Source organism: Kribbella sp. WER1, from assembly GCF_054189145.1.
Genome location: NZ_CM135186.1, coordinates 4345648 through 4362485 on the forward strand (window position 1 = coordinate 4345648; position 16838 = coordinate 4362485).

Annotated in this window: 24 protein-coding genes; 8 read left to right on the forward strand and 16 right to left on the reverse strand. The window is 70.0% G+C overall.

Annotated elements, in window-relative coordinates; all coding sequences use genetic code 11:
• Positions 1-8: 8 nt before the first annotated feature.
• From ACXJJ3_RS20855 to ACXJJ3_RS20890, 8 genes are all read right to left on the reverse strand, one after another.
• Positions 9-956, reverse strand: coding sequence for a type IV toxin-antitoxin system AbiEi family antitoxin domain-containing protein (locus ACXJJ3_RS20855; protein ID WP_458163238.1), 948 nt, complete (start codon positions 954-956; stop codon positions 9-11).
• Positions 957-1074: 118 nt separating this feature from the next.
• Positions 1075-2412, reverse strand: a complete 1338-nt coding sequence (locus ACXJJ3_RS20860; RefSeq protein WP_458163240.1) for an 8-oxoguanine deaminase — start codon at positions 2410-2412, stop codon at positions 1075-1077.
• Entirely contained in the window at positions 2412-3317 is a 906-nt protein-coding gene (pucL, locus tag ACXJJ3_RS20865) for a factor-independent urate hydroxylase (protein WP_458163242.1), read from the reverse strand. The genes ACXJJ3_RS20860 and pucL overlap by 1 nt, the downstream gene beginning before the upstream one ends.
• Before the next feature lie 6 nt (positions 3318-3323).
• The gene (gene uraH / locus ACXJJ3_RS20870; protein WP_458163244.1) at positions 3324-3638 is read right to left on the reverse strand and encodes a hydroxyisourate hydrolase; all 315 of its coding nucleotides are present in this window, start codon (positions 3636-3638) and stop codon (positions 3324-3326) included.
• Entirely contained in the window at positions 3635-4129 is a 495-nt protein-coding gene (uraD, locus tag ACXJJ3_RS20875) for a 2-oxo-4-hydroxy-4-carboxy-5-ureidoimidazoline decarboxylase (protein WP_458163246.1), read from the reverse strand. Before uraD ends, uraH begins: the two co-directional genes overlap by 4 nt.
• 88 nt (positions 4130-4217) lie before the next feature.
• Positions 4218-4793, reverse strand: a complete 576-nt coding sequence (locus ACXJJ3_RS20880; protein ID WP_458163248.1) for a helix-turn-helix domain-containing protein — start codon at positions 4791-4793, stop codon at positions 4218-4220.
• Positions 4786-5025 carry a thiamine-binding protein gene (locus ACXJJ3_RS20885; RefSeq protein WP_458163250.1) on the reverse strand — a complete coding sequence of 80 codons (240 nt, stop codon included), beginning with the start codon at positions 5023-5025 and terminating at the stop codon, positions 4786-4788. Before ACXJJ3_RS20885 ends, ACXJJ3_RS20880 begins: the two co-directional genes overlap by 8 nt.
• A gap of 9 nt (positions 5026-5034) precedes the next feature.
• Positions 5035-6189 (reverse strand): DUF6986 family protein, encoded by a 1155-nt coding sequence (locus tag ACXJJ3_RS20890; protein ID WP_458163252.1) that lies wholly within the window; start codon positions 6187-6189, stop codon positions 5035-5037.
• A 113-nt stretch (positions 6190-6302) separates the two neighbouring features.
• On the opposite strand from ACXJJ3_RS20890, the gene ACXJJ3_RS20895 reads away from it, so the two are divergent.
• Positions 6303-7064 (forward strand): IclR family transcriptional regulator, encoded by a 762-nt coding sequence (locus tag ACXJJ3_RS20895; protein WP_458163254.1) that lies wholly within the window; start codon positions 6303-6305, stop codon positions 7062-7064.
• On the opposite strand, the gene ACXJJ3_RS20900 is transcribed toward ACXJJ3_RS20895, so the two are convergent.
• The 3 genes from ACXJJ3_RS20900 to fgd are packed head-to-tail and all read right to left on the reverse strand — an operon-like array spanning position 7061 to position 9013.
• Positions 7061-7426, reverse strand: coding sequence for a VOC family protein (locus ACXJJ3_RS20900; protein WP_458163256.1), 366 nt, complete (start codon positions 7424-7426; stop codon positions 7061-7063). The genes ACXJJ3_RS20895 and ACXJJ3_RS20900 overlap by 4 nt on opposite strands.
• On the reverse strand, positions 7423-7998 hold the full coding sequence (locus tag ACXJJ3_RS20905) for an N-acetyltransferase family protein (protein WP_458163258.1): 576 nt from the start codon (positions 7996-7998) through the stop codon (positions 7423-7425). Before ACXJJ3_RS20905 ends, ACXJJ3_RS20900 begins: the two co-directional genes overlap by 4 nt.
• Positions 7999-8008: 10 nt before the next feature.
• Complete coding sequence (gene fgd / locus ACXJJ3_RS20910) at positions 8009-9013, reverse strand: glucose-6-phosphate dehydrogenase (coenzyme-F420) (protein WP_458163260.1); 1005 nt, start codon at positions 9011-9013, stop codon at positions 8009-8011.
• A gap of 89 nt (positions 9014-9102) precedes the next feature.
• On the opposite strand from fgd, the gene ACXJJ3_RS20915 reads away from it, so the two are divergent.
• The 3 genes from ACXJJ3_RS20915 (at position 9103) to ACXJJ3_RS20925 (ending at position 11092) form a co-directional block, all read left to right on the forward strand.
• Positions 9103-9426 carry a hypothetical protein gene (locus tag ACXJJ3_RS20915; RefSeq protein WP_458163262.1) on the forward strand — a complete coding sequence of 108 codons (324 nt, stop codon included), beginning with the start codon at positions 9103-9105 and terminating at the stop codon, positions 9424-9426.
• Between the two features lie 184 nt (positions 9427-9610).
• Complete coding sequence (locus tag ACXJJ3_RS20920) at positions 9611-10564, forward strand: carbon-nitrogen hydrolase family protein (protein ID WP_458163264.1); 954 nt, start codon at positions 9611-9613, stop codon at positions 10562-10564.
• A 36-nt stretch (positions 10565-10600) separates the two neighbouring features.
• Entirely contained in the window at positions 10601-11092 is a 492-nt protein-coding gene (locus ACXJJ3_RS20925; RefSeq protein WP_458163266.1) for a methylated-DNA--[protein]-cysteine S-methyltransferase, read from the forward strand.
• A gap of 10 nt (positions 11093-11102) precedes the next feature.
• Here ACXJJ3_RS20925 and ACXJJ3_RS20930 read toward each other — a convergent pair whose 3' ends face one another.
• On the reverse strand, positions 11103-11552 hold the full coding sequence (locus ACXJJ3_RS20930; RefSeq protein WP_458163268.1) for a hypothetical protein: 450 nt from the start codon (positions 11550-11552) through the stop codon (positions 11103-11105).
• A gap of 19 nt (positions 11553-11571) precedes the next feature.
• A complete protein-coding gene (locus ACXJJ3_RS20935; protein ID WP_458163270.1) occupies positions 11572-12414 on the reverse strand; it encodes a DUF72 domain-containing protein in 843 nt (280 codons plus the stop codon).
• Between the two features lie 20 nt (positions 12415-12434).
• On the opposite strand from ACXJJ3_RS20935, the gene ACXJJ3_RS20940 reads away from it, so the two are divergent.
• Positions 12435-13391, forward strand: a complete 957-nt coding sequence (locus ACXJJ3_RS20940; RefSeq protein ID WP_458163272.1) for a phosphotransferase — start codon at positions 12435-12437, stop codon at positions 13389-13391.
• A gap of 90 nt (positions 13392-13481) precedes the next feature.
• On the opposite strand, the gene ACXJJ3_RS20945 is transcribed toward ACXJJ3_RS20940, so the two are convergent.
• Genes ACXJJ3_RS20945 through ACXJJ3_RS20955 form a run of 3 tightly spaced genes read right to left on the reverse strand, consistent with a single transcriptional unit; the run spans position 13482 to position 15153 of the window.
• On the reverse strand, positions 13482-13856 hold the full coding sequence (locus ACXJJ3_RS20945) for a hypothetical protein (RefSeq protein ID WP_458163274.1): 375 nt from the start codon (positions 13854-13856) through the stop codon (positions 13482-13484).
• A 41-nt stretch (positions 13857-13897) separates the two neighbouring features.
• Entirely contained in the window at positions 13898-14896 is a 999-nt protein-coding gene (locus ACXJJ3_RS20950) for an AAA family ATPase (protein ID WP_458163276.1), read from the reverse strand.
• Complete coding sequence (locus tag ACXJJ3_RS20955) at positions 14896-15153, reverse strand: hypothetical protein (RefSeq protein WP_458163278.1); 258 nt, start codon at positions 15151-15153, stop codon at positions 14896-14898. Before ACXJJ3_RS20955 ends, ACXJJ3_RS20950 begins: the two co-directional genes overlap by 1 nt.
• A 52-nt stretch (positions 15154-15205) precedes the next feature.
• Between ACXJJ3_RS20955 and ACXJJ3_RS20960 the strand changes: the two genes are divergently transcribed.
• From ACXJJ3_RS20960 to ACXJJ3_RS20970, 3 genes are all read left to right on the forward strand, one after another.
• On the forward strand, positions 15206-15841 hold the full coding sequence (locus ACXJJ3_RS20960; RefSeq protein WP_458163280.1) for a class I SAM-dependent DNA methyltransferase: 636 nt from the start codon (positions 15206-15208) through the stop codon (positions 15839-15841).
• 72 nt (positions 15842-15913) lie between these two features.
• Entirely contained in the window at positions 15914-16255 is a 342-nt protein-coding gene (locus ACXJJ3_RS20965; RefSeq protein ID WP_458163282.1) for a ClpX C4-type zinc finger protein, read from the forward strand.
• Positions 16252-16809: a histidine phosphatase family protein gene (locus ACXJJ3_RS20970; RefSeq protein WP_458163284.1), complete on the forward strand. Its 558-nt coding sequence runs from the start codon at positions 16252-16254 to the stop codon at positions 16807-16809. The genes ACXJJ3_RS20965 and ACXJJ3_RS20970 overlap by 4 nt, the downstream gene beginning before the upstream one ends.
• The last annotated feature ends 29 nt before the right edge of the window (positions 16810-16838 follow it).

Below are 16838 nucleotides of genomic sequence, written 5' to 3' on the forward strand. Positions count from 1 at the left end.
AGAGGCTATTACCTCTTCCCGGTCCCCTTAGCCTCTCTCCGGAGCGCGCGCCACATCCGGGCAGCGGTTTCGTTGGGGTGGTCCAGGTCGGGCCAGGTGACGCGGAGTACGCCGTAGCCGCGTTCGCGGAGCCGGTCCTCGCGGTGCTTCTCCGCCAGCAGGACGGACCTGCTGTCGTACTTCAGTGCACCGTCGAACTCGACGACCAGCGTCCCAGCCAGGAGGAAGTCGACGCGTCCGATGAGCTGATCCCGCAGGTCGCGGATCTCGACCTGCAACTCCGGCACAGGTAGGCCGTGGTTCGCCATCAGGACGCGGAGGCGCGACTCGCCGACCGAGTCGCTCAGCCCGTCCGCGAACTCCACCGCGCGCCGTGCCGCCGGTATGCCCCGCCAGTGCTGATGCCGCCGTACGACGGCCGCCAGGTGCTCGCGCGTCGTCAGGCCCATCCGGAGCGCCGCGTCGGCCAGCACCACGCCGGCCTCGTACGACGACGCGCACGTTGTCTCGACGATCGCGCGCTCACAGGTCATGAGCTGCAGGCCGTCCAGCTCGACGATCTCGTCGCTGTCCACCGCACCGCGATGGACCTGGAGGTGACGGCCGGCGCGCGACTGCCCGTCCCGCAGGCGGGTGAAGTGGGCCCTCGTCAGGTCCACGCCCCACACCGGCAGCCCGTGCAACACCGCCGCCGACTGGTGACTCACCACGACCGCGCCGAGCCTCGCTCGGGTCATCCCGATGCTCAGCCGGTGCAGCCGCAGCGCCCGGTCCCAGGGTGGTTCGTCGGCGGGCCACGCGCGCGGGTCGACGTACGCGTTGAAACTCATCCGGAGCCACTGCCCGCTCCGGATCCGCTGCCGCACCTCGCTGTCGCTGTAGCCCGCGGCGGCCGCGTCGGGGCGCGTGAACCACCCGCCACGCCCAGCCGCGATCACTGCCAGTCTCCTGTTCACGCCCAAGAAGATGCACGCGCCGCCGGCCCCCAGAACGCGTCTTCGCCTAACTGTGGATAACCCCCGGGGACCAGGGAGACGGCATTGCCTCTTCCAAGTCCCCGGACACTCTTCCCGGTTAGCTGAGGAGCGCGGCTTGGGTACGGGCGACGTCGGTGGCCAGGGCGGTGGGGTCGGCGGTTTGGAGTACGGCGTGGTCTACGACAGGGCGGCCGTTGGCTAGGAGGAGCGCTAGGGGTGGGGGTGTGGAGAGGACCAGGGCGGCGATGGGGTCGGGGATGCCGGCGTGGGGGAGGGTGGTGAGGTCCCAGACGGCCAGGTCGGCTAGTTTGCCGGGTTCGAGGGAGCCGAGGTCGTCGGCGCGGCCGAGGATGCGAGCGCCGTCGAGGGTGGCCATTTCGAGGGCGGCTCGGACGGTCAAGGACTGCGGTCCGCCGCGGGCTCGGGCGAACAGCAAGGCGTGGCGGAGTTCTTCGACGAGGCTGCCGGATTCGTTGCTGGCGGCACCGTCCACGCCGAGGCCGACGGGTGAGCCGGCCGCGCGGAGGTCGGCGGTACGGGCGATGCCGGCGCCGAGGCGGGCGTTCGAGCTCGGACAGTGGGCGACGCCGGTACCGGTGCCGCCGAGGTGCTTGATCTCCGTGTCGTCGAAGTGGATGCCGTGCGCGAACCACACGTCCGGCCCGGTCCATCCGAGGCCGTCGGCGTACTCGAGCGGCGTACACCCGTGCGTCTCCCGGCACCACGCCGTCTCGTCGGTGGTCTCCGCGAGATGCGTGTGCAGCCGTACGCCGCGGTGCCGGGCGAGCTCGGCCGATTCGCGCATCAGCCCCCTGCTCACGCTGAACGGCGAACACGGCGCGACCACGATCTGCAGCATCGAATCAGGTAATGGGTCGTGCCAACGGTCGATCGCGTCCTCGGTCGCGGCGAGGATCGTGTCCCGGTCCTCGACGACCGAGTCCGGCGGCAGCCCGCCGTCCTTCTGACCGCGGTCCATCGACCCGCGCGCGGGGTGGAACCGCAGCCCGATCTCCGAGGCAGCGTCGATCTCCGCCGCGAGCAGATCCCCGCCAGGGAAGACGTAGTGGTGATCGGCGACCGTGGTGCAACCGGTCAGCGCGAGCTGCGCCAGCGCGGCCCGGGCGGCGACGTTCACGGTTTCCGGGGTGATCCGCGCCCAGACCGGGTACAGCGTCGTGAGCCATTCGAAGAGCGTCGCGTCCGCGGCCAACCCGCGCGTCACCCACTGGTACAGGTGCTGGTGCGTGTTCACGAACCCCGGCGTGACCAGGCAGCCGCGCCCGTCGACGATCCGGGCGTCGTCGTACGCCGGCGCCGGACCCGGCCCGACCGCCACCAGCCGATTGCCCTCAGCAACGACATGGCCGACGAACTCGCGCCGGGCCGGATCGAGGGTCGCCACGGCGGCGCCCTCGATCACGATCCGGGACATCAGCAGAAGCCGGCGATGTTGACCCAGGCACTGCCCGCGTCGCTGGCGTCGTCGCGGGTTACGGACGCCTCGATCAGGCCGTACGGGCGGTCCGCGGCGATGAAGACCTCGCCCGGGTTCTGCACCCCGAACGGCGACAGGTCGACCAGGAAGTGGTGCTTGTTCGGCGCCGAGAACTTGATCTCGGCAACTTCCGGATGCTGCTCGAGGACGGCGGACCCCATGCCGTACAGCGTCTGCTGCAACGCCAGGCTGTGGATCGTCGCGAACCGTGAGAGCAGCAGCGCCTTGATCGCGTCGTACGACTTGTCCCAGTCGACCTCGGTGTGGTCGTACCGCCAGCGCGCCACCAGCGACGTCGCGAGGATCCGGTCGTCGGTCTCCGGCAGCGTCGTGTACTCGTCCTTCAGGAACCCGTGGAACTCCGACCCGGTCGACTTCAGCACGACCAGGTCGCTGATTCCGGAGACGACGTACGCCTTCCGGTTCGCGCCGCGGCCGTCGATGTTGACGACCGTGTTCCGCACCCCGGCACCGCTGCGGACGAACGAGTGGTCGTGCTCCTGACCGTCGACGAGGATCCGCTCCCAGGTGTACTCCTCGACCGCGATCCGGGCCCCGGACGCGGCCGGCGACGCCTCCAGGAAGCGGTCGCCAAGGGTCAGCGCGTAGTCCTCGATCGCGCCGACACCCTTCTGCTTGGCGAACGCGAACGCGGTGTTCTTCTGGGTGTCGGTCGGCAGTACGCCGGCCTGGTCGCCGGTGGTGTGCGCTGCCTCGAAGTCCCCGCGGAGCGCGGTCGACACGTTCAGGTCGCGGATCTGGTGGCGGGGCGTGTCGCGGTAGATCCGGACGACGCGGTTCTCGGCTTTGCCGTACTGGTTGGTGCCCAGGTGGATGGCCATCTCAGGTCAGCTCCCTCGGTAGGTGGAAAACGCGAACGGGCTGAGCAGCAACGGGACGTGGTAGTGCCGCTCGTCGGCGACCGTGAAGGTCACGGAGACCTCGGGAAAGAAGATGTCCTGGCCGGTGGACTTCGCGTACGTCGTGACGTCGAAGCGGAGCCGGTACGTCCCGGGGTCGAGCGTCGGCGCCAGCGCCACCCGCCCGTCGGCGTCCGTCGTACCACTCGCCGCCAGCACGTCGTCCCGGTACAGCTCGACCGGAACGCCGGCGGCCGGTCGCCCCAGCGCGGTGTCCAGTACGTGGGTGGACAAGGAACTCATGCGGTCACCACCTTGCTCAGGCGGAGCAGCGCGATCTTGCGCAACTCCTCGTGGACGACGGCCGCCTCGGTGACGTCGTCGTGCGTGAGCCGGGTCCGCAGGGCGGCCAGCAGCTGCGCCGCGGACAGCCCGGTGGCGCAGATCAGGAACACCCGGCCGAACTGGTCCTCGTACTGACGGTTGCCGTCGGCAAGCTCTTCCCGGACGCCGGCGTCGTCGCCGACCCCGGACTGCTCGGACCGCGACCAGGCCGCCTCGGTACTCGCGCCCCGCGGCCGGTCGCCGATCCGCGGATGCGCCTGCAGGGCCCGGTCGACCTCGTCGTCGGCGAACTCCCGCAGTACCTGGTCGGCGACCGCGGTCAGCGCGGCGAGGTCGCCGTACGGCCGCTTGGCGAGGATCGCGTCGACCCACCGCGGCACGTCGCAGCAGGCCATCAGCGCCGGCCGCAGACGGTCGGTCGGCGTCGAGTTGAACTCCGCCAGGTCCACGATCACACCTTCTCGAATCCCGAAATCAACTTTCCGTATGACGAGAGCGTGACACCCGTCAGGCCCGACGTCAACAGTTTGTTGAATTTCAGCGGGAGCGGTTCAGGTAGTTGTAGACGGTGAAGCGCGTGACGCCGAGCGCCTCGGCCACGATCTCCGCCGACTTCCGATACTCGAACGCCCCCCGAGACTCCAGCAAGAGGACGGCCTGCTGCTTGCCGGTCCTGGACAGCTCGTTGAGCGGCCCACCCAACTCCGCCGCGACATCGGCCAGCAGACCCTGCACGCCGCCGACGCGAGCGCCGCCTGCGGAGGCGGAGGACGCGGAGGCGGAGGCCGGGCCGGAGGCGGCGGAGGCCGGGCCGAAGGCTGAGGCTGGCGCTGGGGCTGGGGCGGCGGAGGCAGGGGCGGAGGCGGAGGAGGCGGAGGAGGCGGAGGAGGCGGAGGAGGCGGGAGCGGAGGTCGGAGCGGAGGTCGGAGCGGAGGTCGGAGCGGAGGTGGGAGCGGAGGTGGGAGCTTGCGGCAGGCGGACCGCGACCACCGGTTCCCCCTCCCACGCCAGCGGGATGTCGTCCCCGCGGGCGTCCGCCGGCGCGATCAGCTCGGCGTTCAGCCGGTCGACCAGCGGCGTGATCGCCTCGACGAGCGGGTGCTGATCAGCCATCGCGCCGGACCTGCAGGGTCACCTGGCTCGCGCCGCCCGCGAACGCAGCCTCGAGCACCTTCGGGAGCGCGGGCAGCAGCAGATCCTGCTCGCCGCTCACCTGCGTACCGAGCGGGCCGAACTCGCAGTCGAGCCCGGCCTCCTCCGCCGCCCGCAGCGCCTCGGTGGCATGCGCGGGCGGCGAGCCCTCGACATCGAAGGGTTCCGTGGTGAACTCCGCAACCAGTCGCATGGGGCGAGGCTAGGCGCGCCGGGCGAGTTTCGCGAGGTCCTTCACGTCGAACTCGCTGGTGTCGATCGCCCCGCACTCGATCCCGCGCAGCACGAACCCGGCCAGCGCGACCGCCGTCGCCGGCTCGTCGAGGTACCCGGACTCGCCGTGGCCGAGGTACGCCCGCAGCCGGAGCGCGGCCTGGTCGAAGCCCTCGCGGTAGAACAGGTACGTCGCCGCGAACCGGGTCGGGAGCTGCGCCGGGTGCATGTCCCAGCCTTGGTAGATGCCGCGCGCGAGCGAACGGCGTACCAGCCGGAAGTGCAGGCGCCACGCGTCGTGGATCGCGTCGCCGACCGGGAGAACGTTGGTCGACCCATCGGATACGAAGACGCCGGTGCCGGCCGCGGCGAGCTGCATGACGTCCTTCGCGTGGTCCGCGACCGGATGCTCCATGCTCTGGTACGCCGCCGCGACGCCGAGCGAGGCGGAATAGTCGTACGTGCCGTAATGCAGCCCGGTGACACGCGAGCCGCCGGCCTTGACCATCCGCGCGATCAGCGCCGTACCGTCGGAGCCGAGGATCGCCTGCGGGGTCTCGACCTGGATCTCGAAGGTCAACGGCCGGAGGTTGTGCTTGGCCTCCAGCGTCTCCAGGACGTACACCATCGCCTCGACCTGCTCGACCGACGTCACCTTCGGGAGCGTGATCACGAAGCCGTCGGGGACGGTGCCGAGATGCTGGAGGAAGAGGTCGAGCGTGCGGACGCCGCGACGGCGGGTCGGCGCTTCGAGGGACTTGATCCGGAGACCGAAGTACGGCGTCTGCTGCGCGACCTGGGCGGCGGCGATCGCGGCGGCATCCTCCTCCGCGTCGGGGCGGTTGCCGTAGCCGTCCTCGAAGTCGATCCGGAGGTCCTCGATCGGCTCGCGGCCGAGCTTGCCGCGGACGCGCTCGTAGACGTCGTCGGGGAGGTCGAGCACCTTCACGAACTCCGGGTGTTCGTCGAGCGCCTTGCGGGCCTGCGCACCCCAGTCCGCGACCGTACCGCCGTCGTACCGGTCGGCCGGGACGTAGACGGTGTGGACGGGTTGCCGGACGCCGCGGTCACCGCGGTAGTCGGCGGTCAGGGCGGCGTCCGCGGCGGCCAGCCGACGGTCGAGTTCGGTCATCAGGTCATCCACTCCGGCCTCCTTTTTCCGTATTGTGGAGACTAATATCTACCTTGTGGAAGATACAAGAGTCCGGGCTTCCGGGATCTGGCGCTAAACCTCCGTGATCCGGAAAGGTGGAGGACATGGCGGAGACGAACGGCAAGGGCCGGACCGGCAGTGTGCAGTCGATCGAGCGCGCCTTCGGGCTGCTCGAGACGATGGCCGACGCCGGCGGCATGATGGGCCTGTCGCAGCTCGCGGCCGCCTCCGGGCTGCCGCTGCCGACCATCCACCGGCTGGTCCGCACGCTCGTCGACCTCGGGTATCTCCGGCAGGAGCCGTCGCGGCAGTACGTGCTCGGGCCGAAGCTGATCCGGCTCGGCGAGAGTTCGTCGCACATGCTCAGTGTGTTCGCCCGCCCGCACCTCGCCCGGCTCGTCGACGAGCTCGGCGAGTCCGCGAACATGGCGATGCTGGACGGCGACCAGATCGTGTACCTCGCGCAGGTCCCGTCGCGGCACTCGATGCGGATGTTCACCGAGGTCGGCCGCCGGGTGCTCCCGCACTGCACCGCGGTCGGCAAGGCGATCCTGGCCGGCTTCCCCGACGCCGAGGTCCGCGACCTCCTGCACCGCACCGGCATGCCGAAACACACCGACAACACGATCACCACACCGGACGACTTCACCGCCCAACTCCACCAGGCCGAGGCCAACGGCTACGCGATGGACGAAGGCGAACAGGAACTCGGCGTCCGCTGCGTCGCCGTCGCCGTCCCCGACGCTCCCTCCCACCTGGCCATCTCCATCTCCGGCCCCGCCGGCCGCATGACCGAGCCGCTGGTGGAACAGGCCATTCCCCTCCTCACCCAAGCCGCCAAGTCCCTCTCCGAAGACCTCCACTAACCAGGCGGCTGCAGCACGCAGAACTCGTTCTCGTCCGGATCAGTCAGCACATGCCAACTCCAGCCGTCCTCATGGATCGGCTCCTCGGTCAACTGCCGCGCCCCGAGCGCGAGAACGCGCGCAACCTCGGCGTCGAGGTCGGCAGTCCGAAGGTCCAGGTGCACCCGGTTCTTCGACTGCTTCCGGTCCGCGACGCGCTGCAGCAATACCTCGATGCCTGCTCCGTCGCTCGGGAGCAGAGTCTGGTAGCTCGACGGCTCCCCCGCTCGGACGTAGCCGAGTACAGCAGTCCAGAAGTCGGCCGCGCGGTCGAGGTCCGCGACGTCGACCACCACGACGAGTTCTCCGTGCGAGTAGGTCATGGGGCGTAGGTGCGCCAGCGCTCCGTCAGGACATAGCCGAGCGACTGGTTGGCCTGGAGGCTGGCTTCGTTGGTGGCGGCGCCGCCGGTGCTGAAGCGGGTGATGCCGATGTCGAGGAGGGCGAGGATCGAGGCGGCTTTCACCGCCTGGCCGACGCCGCGGCGGCGGTACTGCGCGAGCACCGAGGTGAAGGCGGTGTCGCCGTACCCTTCGTGGGCGCGGATCACCGTAGCGCCGACGAGGCGGTTGCCGTCGAGGGCGCCGAAGACGCGGTGCTCCGGCCAGAGGGCGCGGATGTCGGCGAGTTCGCCGACGTGGTGGCGGGTCGCGGGCGTGTCGGGGTAGTCGGGCTGGTTCGTCGACTCGAGCGTGTGCAGGGCCGTCGCGGACTCCGGGCCCAGCTCACGGACGGTCAGCCCGCCGACGGTCGCCCGGCGTACGGCGGACTCGAGCAGCTCGCGGTCCGGGTCGAACAGCCGGACCGCCCAGGACTCGGCGACCACCCGGTACCCGGCCGCTTCCAGCTCGGCGCACCGCGGGTCGCTGTCCTGGACGATCTCGTAATCACCCATCTGGTGATTGTCAGCCAAGTTTGCGCAGCAACGGAAGCACGTCTTCGGTGAACTGGGTCAGGAACCGCTCCTGATCGTTCCCCGGACCGTGGACGACGAAGTGATTGAATCCGGCGTCGGCGTACGGCTGGAACTGCTTCACGACCTCCTCCGGGTCCGACGCCACGATCCAGCGCTTCGCGACCTGCTCGATCGGCAGTTCGTCGGCGAGCCGCTCCATCTCGGTCGCGCTGGTCACGCTGTGCTTCTGCTCCGGCGTCAGCGACAGCGGCGCCCAGAACCGGGTGTTCTCCAGCGCGGCCGCCGGGTCCCGGTCGTACGACACCTTGACCTCGAGCATCCGGTCCAGGTCCTCGAACTTCTTCCCGGCCTTCTCGGCGCCTTCCTTGACGGCCGGGATGAGCTTGTCCGTGTACAGCTCCATGCCCTTCCCGGACGTCGCGATGAACCCGTCACCGGCGCGCCCGGCGTACTTCGCGACCAGCGGCCCGCCCGCCGCGACGTACACCTTCAGCGGGGTCTCGGGGCGGTCGTAGATGAACGCGTCGACGGTCTTGTAGTACGGCCCCTCGGAGCTGACGCCGTCCTTCGTCCACAGGTCGCGGATCAGCTGCACGGCCTCCCGCAGCCGGGCGAACCGCTCCTTGAACTCGGGCCACTCCATCCCGGAGACGGCGATCTCGTTCAGCGCCTCGCCGGTACCGACCCCGAGCATCACGCGGCCCGGGTACAGCATCCCGAGCGTCGCGAACGCCTGCGCGATCACGGCCGGGTTGTACCGGAACGTCGGCGTCAGCACCGACGTACCGAGCTGCACCCGCTCCGTCCGCTCACCGACCGCCGCCAGCCAGGCGAGCGCGAACGGCGCGTGCCCGCCCTCGTGCCGCCAGGGCAGGAAGTGGTCCGACACGGTCACGCTGTCGAGTCCCAGCTGCTCGGCCCGCACGGAGTACTCCACCAGGTCCCGCGGCCCGAACTGCTCCGCCGAGGCCTTGTACCCGACCCGAATGCTCACCCTCTGCTCCCAACGTCGTCTGCGCGTACTCCGAAACAACCGCGTCCACGTCCGACTTTATGCCGCCCTCGGCCTCTAGCATCCAGAACGTGTATGCGAATGACGCACGAGTGCTCGGTCTGATCGGTACGACGTTCCGCGCCGCCGGGCTGCCCGCGATCCGCGTGACCGTGCCCGCGGCCCTCGCCGACCGGGCCGTCGCCGCCTGGGAACACGACGACACGACCACGCCGAACCCGGCCGAGGACCCGTACGCCCGCCTGCAGCGGCACCGCGCCGGAGCGCTCGCGCTGATCGGCCTCTCGATCACCCAGAGCGGAAAGCTCGACGACGACGGGAACACGGTCGTCGACCTCAGCCCCGAGCTCGTCGGCGTCGCGATGGACGCGGCGGACGACGTACTGCGGCGTTGATTGACTCCGGCTGGGGCTTCGGCAAGGATGTGGGTCCGGCGCGGCCCGCGCCTCACCTTCGTCGATCGCCCCCAGCGCGGTCACACCGAGAAGGCAAAGGGACTTCCTGTCTCGGGCCGCTCGTCCTGGTCACCCGCCTCGGACGGATCGCTGGGGGATCGCGTGCGAGTGCGTGGAAGGCCAGATGACAGCGCACAGGAACTTCAAGCATCGGGTTCGCGCCCGCGCCGCCAAGACCGGCGAGTCCTACACGACTGCCCTCCGGCACTTCCGTCCGACTCCACCAGGAGAACCAGACATGCCGGAACAATCCACACTACGGTTCGCCGTCGTCCAGTCGACGATGCGCCACGATCCGACGAACGCCGACGAACTCCGCGCGGGCGGCGCCGAACTCCGTGACTTCATCAGGCAGGCGGCCGCGGCCGGCGCCCGCCTGGTGCACTTCACCGAGGGCGCGATCTGCTGGCCGAGCAAGCAGATCATGTCGTCGCTCGGTCCGGACGAGGTCGGCCCCTCGGACTGGACCAAGGCACAGTGGTCGGTGCTGCAGTCCGAGCTCGACCAGATCAACACCCTCGCGCGCGAGCTCGGGGTGTGGGTCGTGCTCCCATCCGTGCATCAGCAGCCGGAGGGGCGCCCGTACAACAGCATGTACGTCGTGTCCGACCAGGGAAAGGTCGTCGCACGGTACGACGAACGCACCCTGTCGACCACCAAGGTGAAGTGGATGTATTCGCCGGGAAAGCAGGCGGTGACGTTCGACGTCGACGGGTTCCGATTCGGGCTCGCGCTCGGCCTGGACGTGCTGTTCCCGGAGCTCTTCGTCGAGTACGACGAGTTGGGAGCCGACGGCGTCCTGGTCTCGTACGCGACACACCGCGTCTCGGGGCATGAGCACATCGCGGTGCAGGCGCGCGGGTGCGCGGTGAACAACACCTCCTGGATCAGCCTCGCCGTACCGGCGAACCCTGAGGCTGGGCTGACGGCGGGCGTCGTCGATCCCCGGGGCGAGTGGGTGGTGCAGGCGCCGCTGGACGGATCGGCGGCGGTGGCGGTGGCCGAGATGCACCACGCCGAGACGACGCAGGTCGGGCGCGAGTTCCGGCGGCGGACGCGGGAGCGGATCGGGTCGTAGCACTCACGCATCTGGGTGCCGGCGCGTTCTACCTGTATGAACAGGCATGCGGTGGTCAGCACCCGGATCGGGGAGCTCACGGTGGTGGTGTCGGAGGGGGCGCTGGTCGGCGTCTACTTTCCGCACCACTGGGTGAAGCCGTCGGCGGAGACGCTGGGTGAGCGGGTCGAGTCGACCGACCCGCTCCTCGCGCTCGTCGTCGAGCAGTTGGAGTCGTACTTCGCCGGATCGCGCGTCTCCTTCGACCTGCCGGTCCGGTTGAACGGCGACGCGTTCCAGCGCCGGGTGTGGTCGGCGCTCGCGGAGATCCCCTACGGCGAGACCACGACGTACGGCGAGATCGCCGCGCGGCTCGGGGAACCGGCGCAGGCGGTCGGGAAGGCCGTCGGGCAGAACCCGGTGTCGATCGTCGTCCCGTGCCACCGCGTGATCGGCAAGAACGGCTCGCTCACCGGGTACGCGGGCGGGCTGCAGCGCAAGCAGTTCCTCCTCGACCTGGAGGAACCGGTCGGGGCGCGGTTGTTCTAAGGCGTGTCTTCTAGGACAGGTTGCCGACCTGTGCGGCGTACCAGTCGAGTTCGGTGAGGTGTTCGGCGATTTCGCGGAGGGTCCAGTTCGGGGTGCGGGGCTGGTCCCACTCGGCCGGGTCGAGGGCGGCGTACCGCAGGACGAAGGTGCGGCCGAGGCGGGTGAGTCGTTGCTCCGCCTCGCGGACGTCCTCCACGGTGAACGACGCGAGGTCCGCCGCGGACGTGAGCGCGCTCGCGTGCCACTCGTCGGGCTGCGTCGGTACGCCGGCCAGCAGCGCCTCGACCTCCGCGAGGTGATCGACCAGGTGGTCCGCGATCCGGCGGACCGCCTTGTGCGGCGTGAACGGACGGTCGTCGTCGGAGATCCGCGGTACGCCGTCCCACGCCGGCCAGGTGACGACGAATTTCAGCGACCGCTCGACCGCTGCGGCGACCAGTTCTCCAGGGTTCTGTGTCATGCCGCCGACGCTAAGCCCGTCACGCTTCGGCGGCCGCCGAACTGACTTTCAGCTTCTTGGCCAGTTGCTCGGCGTCGTACGGCGCGTGCACCTTGGCGTCGTTGTCGAAGTACACGTACGCGTCGCGCTTCCACGAGCGGATCTTGCGCACCCAGCGGTCGAGCGACTTGTCGTCGTACCCGCTCACGTACAGCTCGTCCGCGCCGTGCAGCCGGACGTACGCGAAGTCCGCCGTGACGGTGTCGAACATCGGCCACTTGCCGGCCGTGTCCGCGCAGACCACCGCGATCTCGTGCTCACGGGCCAGCTCGACGAAACTGTCGGTCTTGAAGCTGTCGTGGCGTACTTCGATCGCAAACCGGAGCGGCTGATCGACGCGGGCCTCGAGCAACGAACGTCCTTCCATCCGCTCGTCGTGACCCTTCGCGACCTCGGCCGCGGCGACGGTTGTCCGCGGCAACTGTGCGAAGAAGTCCGCGCACCGGGAGGCGTCGTACCGGAAGTTGGGCGGGAGCTGCCAGAGGACCGGGCCGAGCTTGTTGCCGAGCGCAAGAACTCCGGAGGCGAAGAAGTTCGCGAGCGGGGCCTCGACGTCGGCGAGCCGTTTCAGGTGCGTGACGAAGCGCGGGCCTTTGACGGAGAACACGAAGCCGTCGGGCGTCTCGTCGTACCAGCGCTGGTAGGACTCGGGACGTTGGAGTGCGTAGAAGGAGCCGTTGAGCTCGATCGAGTTCAGGCGGGCGGAGGCGTACTCGAGCTCGGCGCGCTGCGGGAGGCCGTCGGGGTAGTACGCCTTGCGCCAGGGCGGGTAGCGCCAGCCCGAGATCCCCACTCGGTACGGCGAGTCCGGCCAGCGTGTCATTCCTCGATTATGGTCGCGTGATGCAGATCGACCGCGGCGCATACCCGGAAGCACTGACCCCCTGGGACGATCCGACGTGGCGCGCGGCGGCGTTCGAGTGGCTGGACTCGTCGCTGGCGCGACTCGACGCCCAGAAGACCGGACCACGGCGCGTCCGGGTCCGCCCGTGGTCGGTCATCATCCGAGTCGAAGTCCCCCAACCCGCCCCGACCGTTGGGCCGGTGTGGTTCAAGGCGGGGGCGCCTGGGGCGGCGTTCGAGGCTGGGTTGGGGGCGGCGTTGGCGCGGTGGGTGCCCGGGCATGTGCTCACGCCGTACGCCGTGGACGCCGCGCGCGGCTGGTCCCTGATGCCGTCCGGTGGCGAGCTGCTGCGGAGCCTGCCGGCCGGGACGCGGGAGTGGACGGACGTGTTGACGCAGTACGCCGAATTCCAGCGGACTCTGGTCGGGCGGGTGGACGACCTGTTGCGGCTCGGCGTACCGGATGCGCGGGTGCTGGCGCTGCCGGGGATCTTCGACGCGGCGGTCGCGGAGTGCGTGGGCGGGGAGGATGCCAGGCGGCTGCGGGAGTTCCGGCCGCGGCTGGTCGGGTGGTGCGAGGAGTTGCGGGCGATCGGCGTACCGGACTCGCTGGATCATGCGGACCTGCACGACGGCCAGATCCTGGTCGGCGCCGGCCGGTACACGTTCTTCGACTGGGGCGACGCGAACGTCGGGCACCCGTTCTTCAGCCTGCTCGTCACCCTCGACCGCGCGGCCGAGCTGCACGGCCCGGAGGTCGTCACGCGGCTGGAGGACGCCTACCTGGAGGTGTGGACCGGCGACGGCCACACGATCGCCGAGCTGCGCCGCGCGGCTGAACTCGCCCGCCGGCTCAGCCAGCTGACCCGCGCGGGGTCATGGGCCCGGCTGTTCCCGGGCGCGGCGCACCTCGGCGTCCCCGAGCGCGCGGCCGCCCTGCTCCGGCTCCTGCCCTGACCGCCAGGCCATCACAATTGCGGCGAGCGCCCGCGCTCGAGCGTGCCCGGCGCCGCGACGGCGCGATTGTGATGGCCTGGAGATCCCCGATCAGGTCGGGATCATCTTCGGCCACCACGGCGGCACGTTGCCCGGGCAGGTCCCGGGTGATCCGGCCGGGGTGCCCTGCCAGGAGAACAGCGCGAGGTCCGCGATCGCGAGCGCGATACAAGCGGCGAACAGCGAGAACAGGAACGCCTTCCCGGCGTACCGGAAGACGACGGTGAACAGCACCAGGTTCACGATCAACGCGATCGGCACCCCGAGGAACAGCAACGTCAGCCCGTTCGGCACCTTCCCGGCGACGTCCACGTGACACGTCTTCCACGCCCGCGACGTGAGCACAATCAGCCCGAACGCCGCCCCACCACCCACGACCACGGTAAGGAACGACTCGCCCTTACTCCCCTTCGCCGCAAACGCCATGAGCATTACGGTAAGTGATCCGCCGCGTCACTTCACCCTGATCACTCGTCCAACGGGTGCAGATCCACCGGCGTCAGCACCCACCGGAACCCGTACTTCGGCGTCGCGGACCGGTCGATCTTGTCGGGCGCGAAGTACTCTCCGACCAGACTCAGCAGCCGCTCGTGGAACTCCGCCACCCGCTCACCCGGGACCCGCCCGGCATGTTCCCCACTGTCCTGCACGAAGCCGGCGGCGTACATCCCCGCGGCCGCGTCGGCGTACGCCTGCGCATAGTCCTGCGCACTCGAACCGGGGATCGCCGTACGCGGTCCGTCCTCCGGCAGCGGGCGCGCCGCGAGCTCGGCGCCGGAGTCCGTACGGCGCCAGCGCCCGTCGTCCTCCACGACGCGGCCGGTCGCGCGGAGCTTCTCCAGGTACCAGAGCACGCGGGCGTCCGTGGCGTCGAGCGCGTTCGCCAGCTCGGTGAGCGTGTGTGGCTCGGTCAGCAGGCTCACGATCCCGCGCGGGAGTGCAGAATCATCCCAGTCCATGCCCACAGTCAATACGCGGAGGACGCGGTCCGCGACGTCGCGGATGTCTCCGGTCGCGTCGATCAGTGTGGCGCCGTACTTCGCGTTGTCGGCGTCGACGGTGGCGTGCCAGCCGAGGACGCGCCCGAGCTCCGCCGGGCTCGACCCGAACCCGCCCCGCGCGGTGAGCCGGCGCTCGAGCGTCTCCGCGTCAACACTCAAGCTGATCACGGCGTCGAACAGGTCCCAGATCTCCCCGTCGTTACCGACCGTCCCGCACACGAAGGCCGTCCCGTTGTGGAGCGCCAGCCCGCGCACGGTCTCCGGTGGCACCCGGTAGGTGTTCCCCGCGAACCACCCGTCGTCCCGCTCCGCCGGCATCTCCACCTCCCGCCCCGACGCGTTCTCGAACCACCGCGCCAGCCGGTCCGCGTCCACGTCGTACACGCGACAACCCCGCCGCCGCAGCTCCGCGCCGACCGCGCTCTTCCCCGCTCCGGACGGGCCGGTCAGGTAGACGAGTCCCATCAGCCGACCTTCGGACGGAGCCACATGAGGGTGGTCGGGGCGGTCGGGTCCGGCGGTGGGACGACGACCAGTTGGTGGTCGTCCTCGTAGAGGATGCGGCCGGGCGTGTCGGAGGTGTAGCGCTCGCAGGGGAGGTTGTGGGCGGCGAGGATCTCGAGGTAGCCGGGGATGGGCTCGAGCAGGTAGGTGGCGGTGGGTTTGACTCGGCGGCCGCGGCGGTCGGGGGCGGGGCTTTGGTAGCGCACGTACGTCGGCACCCGGATGATTCTGCCCGGAATCTGTCGGCGGGGCCGTCTACGCTCGCGGGTCATGGTGGATCTGACGGCGACGCGGGACTCGTACGACGATCTCGCAGAGCGGCATCCGGACGTGGTCGGCGGCGGGCTGGACGAGCTGCCGCTGGAGCGCGGGCTGCTCGCCGTGTTCGCCGAGCTGATACTTGCCGACGGCAACAGACCGGTGGCGGACGTCGGGTGCGGGTCGGGGCGGGTGACGACGGTGCTGGCGGGGCTCGGGCTGGACGCGTTCGGGGTCGACCTGTCACCGGGGATGGTGGCGCTGGCGCGGCGTACGTACCCCGATCTGCGGTTCGAGGAGGGCTCGCTGCTGGCGCTCGACCTGCCCGACGGAGAGCTCGGCGGCGTACTCGCGTTCTACTCGATCATCCATACGCCGTGGGAGCTGCGGGCGCAGGTGTTCGCCGAGTTCCAGCGGGTGCTCGCGCCGGGCGGGGTGCTGATGCTGGCGTTCCAGGTGGGCAGCGAGTCGAGTCGACGGACCGAGTTGTACGGCACACCGATCTCGTTGGAGTGGTACCGGCAGCAGCCGGACGAGATCGCGGGGCTGCTGGACGCGGCCGGGTTCCGCATGTGGTCGACGACGGTACGCGAGCCGGGTGAAGGGGAGACGATCCCGCGGGCGTACGTGATCGCGCGGAAGAAGTGATTGACCTTCACGGCTTGTCAGGCCTACCCTGACGCTGTCAGGCGTTACCTGACACAACCCGAGGAGGTCGAGATGTCGGACAACGTGTTGCGGTGCTCGTTCTGCGGGAAGGTCCGGGAGGACGTACAGCATCTGATCGCCGGCCCCGGCGTGTTCATCTGCAACGAATGCGTCGCGCTGTGCGAACGCGTGATGAGCGACAACCCGCCGTCGTTCCCGCCGCTGGACGGGAAGACCGACGAGGAACTGCTCGCGGACATGGCGCGACTGGACGCGTCCCGCGGCCAGGTCGAGGCCGCCGTCCAGGACCGGGTACTCCGCTTGCGCTCGCGGTCGGTGACCTGGGCGCGGATCGGCGAGGCGCTCGGGATCAGCCGGCAGTCGGCGTGGGAACGGTACTCCGGGGAGGAATGATGATCCTGCTCGTCCGGCACGGCGAGGCCGACGGCACCCAACTGGACGCGGAAGGCTGGTGGGGTCCCGCACGGGACTTCGCGCCGCTGTCCGCACTCGGCGTACACCAGGCCCAGGAAGCAGGCCGCCGCCTCCGCGACTCCGGCGCCGAACGCATCATCGCCTCCCCGATGACCCGAGCCCTCCAAACCGCCGCCCTGATCGCCGCCGAAACCCAACTCCCCCTCACCGCCGTCGACGTCGACCTCCGCGAATGGCTCCCCGACAACACCCTCACCTGGCGCACCCCCGAAGCACTCGCCGCCATCGAAGACTCCACCAAACACAACGGCATCTGGCCGCCAGGCGAACGCCGAACGTGGGAGCCACACACCTCCGTCCGCCGCCGCGCCCTCAACGCCCTACACCGCCACCCCACACCCCTCATCGCCGTCTGCCACAGCGTCGTCATCGAAGCCCTCACCGGCACCCGCGGCATCGCCCACTGCAGCATCCACCCCTTCGACCTGACAACCGCCACCCACCCCACCGACGAGGTGTTCCTCCCCCGATGACCAGCCCGCTCGTCGCATCCGCATCATGT

Excerpts from the sequence above, each read along its gene's own strand:
- pucL (WP_458163242.1), bottom strand. The coding sequence starts at position 3,317 with ATGGCCATCCACCTGGGCACCAACCAGTACGGCAAAGCCGAGAACCGC.
- ACXJJ3_RS20960 (WP_458163280.1), top strand. The coding sequence starts at position 15,206 with ATGGTGGATCTGACGGCGACGCGGGACTCGTACGACGATCTCGCAGAG.
- ACXJJ3_RS20945 (WP_458163274.1), bottom strand. The coding sequence starts at position 13,856 with ATGGCGTTTGCGGCGAAGGGGAGTAAGGGCGAGTCGTTCCTTACCGTG.
- ACXJJ3_RS20895 (WP_458163254.1), top strand. The coding sequence starts at position 6,303 with ATGGCGGAGACGAACGGCAAGGGCCGGACCGGCAGTGTGCAGTCGATC.
- ACXJJ3_RS20920 (WP_458163264.1), top strand. The coding sequence starts at position 9,611 with ATGACAGCGCACAGGAACTTCAAGCATCGGGTTCGCGCCCGCGCCGCC.
- ACXJJ3_RS20935 (WP_458163270.1), bottom strand. The coding sequence starts at position 12,414 with ATGACACGCTGGCCGGACTCGCCGTACCGAGTGGGGATCTCGGGCTGG.
- ACXJJ3_RS20925 (WP_458163266.1), top strand. The coding sequence starts at position 10,601 with ATGAACAGGCATGCGGTGGTCAGCACCCGGATCGGGGAGCTCACGGTG.
- ACXJJ3_RS20950 (WP_458163276.1), bottom strand. The coding sequence starts at position 14,896 with ATGGGACTCGTCTACCTGACCGGCCCGTCCGGAGCGGGGAAGAGCGCG.
- ACXJJ3_RS20885 (WP_458163250.1), bottom strand. The coding sequence starts at position 5,025 with ATGCGACTGGTTGCGGAGTTCACCACGGAACCCTTCGATGTCGAGGGC.
- ACXJJ3_RS20965 (WP_458163282.1), top strand. The coding sequence starts at position 15,914 with ATGTCGGACAACGTGTTGCGGTGCTCGTTCTGCGGGAAGGTCCGGGAG.
- ACXJJ3_RS20860 (WP_458163240.1), bottom strand. The coding sequence starts at position 2,412 with ATGTCCCGGATCGTGATCGAGGGCGCCGCCGTGGCGACCCTCGATCCG.
- ACXJJ3_RS20900 (WP_458163256.1), bottom strand. The coding sequence starts at position 7,426 with ATGACCTACTCGCACGGAGAACTCGTCGTGGTGGTCGACGTCGCGGAC.
- ACXJJ3_RS20930 (WP_458163268.1), bottom strand. The coding sequence starts at position 11,552 with ATGACACAGAACCCTGGAGAACTGGTCGCCGCAGCGGTCGAGCGGTCG.
- ACXJJ3_RS20970 (WP_458163284.1), top strand. The coding sequence starts at position 16,252 with ATGATGATCCTGCTCGTCCGGCACGGCGAGGCCGACGGCACCCAACTG.
- ACXJJ3_RS20880 (WP_458163248.1), bottom strand. The coding sequence starts at position 4,793 with ATGGCTGATCAGCACCCGCTCGTCGAGGCGATCACGCCGCTGGTCGAC.
- uraH (WP_458163244.1), bottom strand. The coding sequence starts at position 3,638 with ATGAGTTCCTTGTCCACCCACGTACTGGACACCGCGCTGGGGCGACCG.
- ACXJJ3_RS20905 (WP_458163258.1), bottom strand. The coding sequence starts at position 7,998 with ATGGGTGATTACGAGATCGTCCAGGACAGCGACCCGCGGTGCGCCGAG.
- ACXJJ3_RS20940 (WP_458163272.1), top strand. The coding sequence starts at position 12,435 with ATGCAGATCGACCGCGGCGCATACCCGGAAGCACTGACCCCCTGGGAC.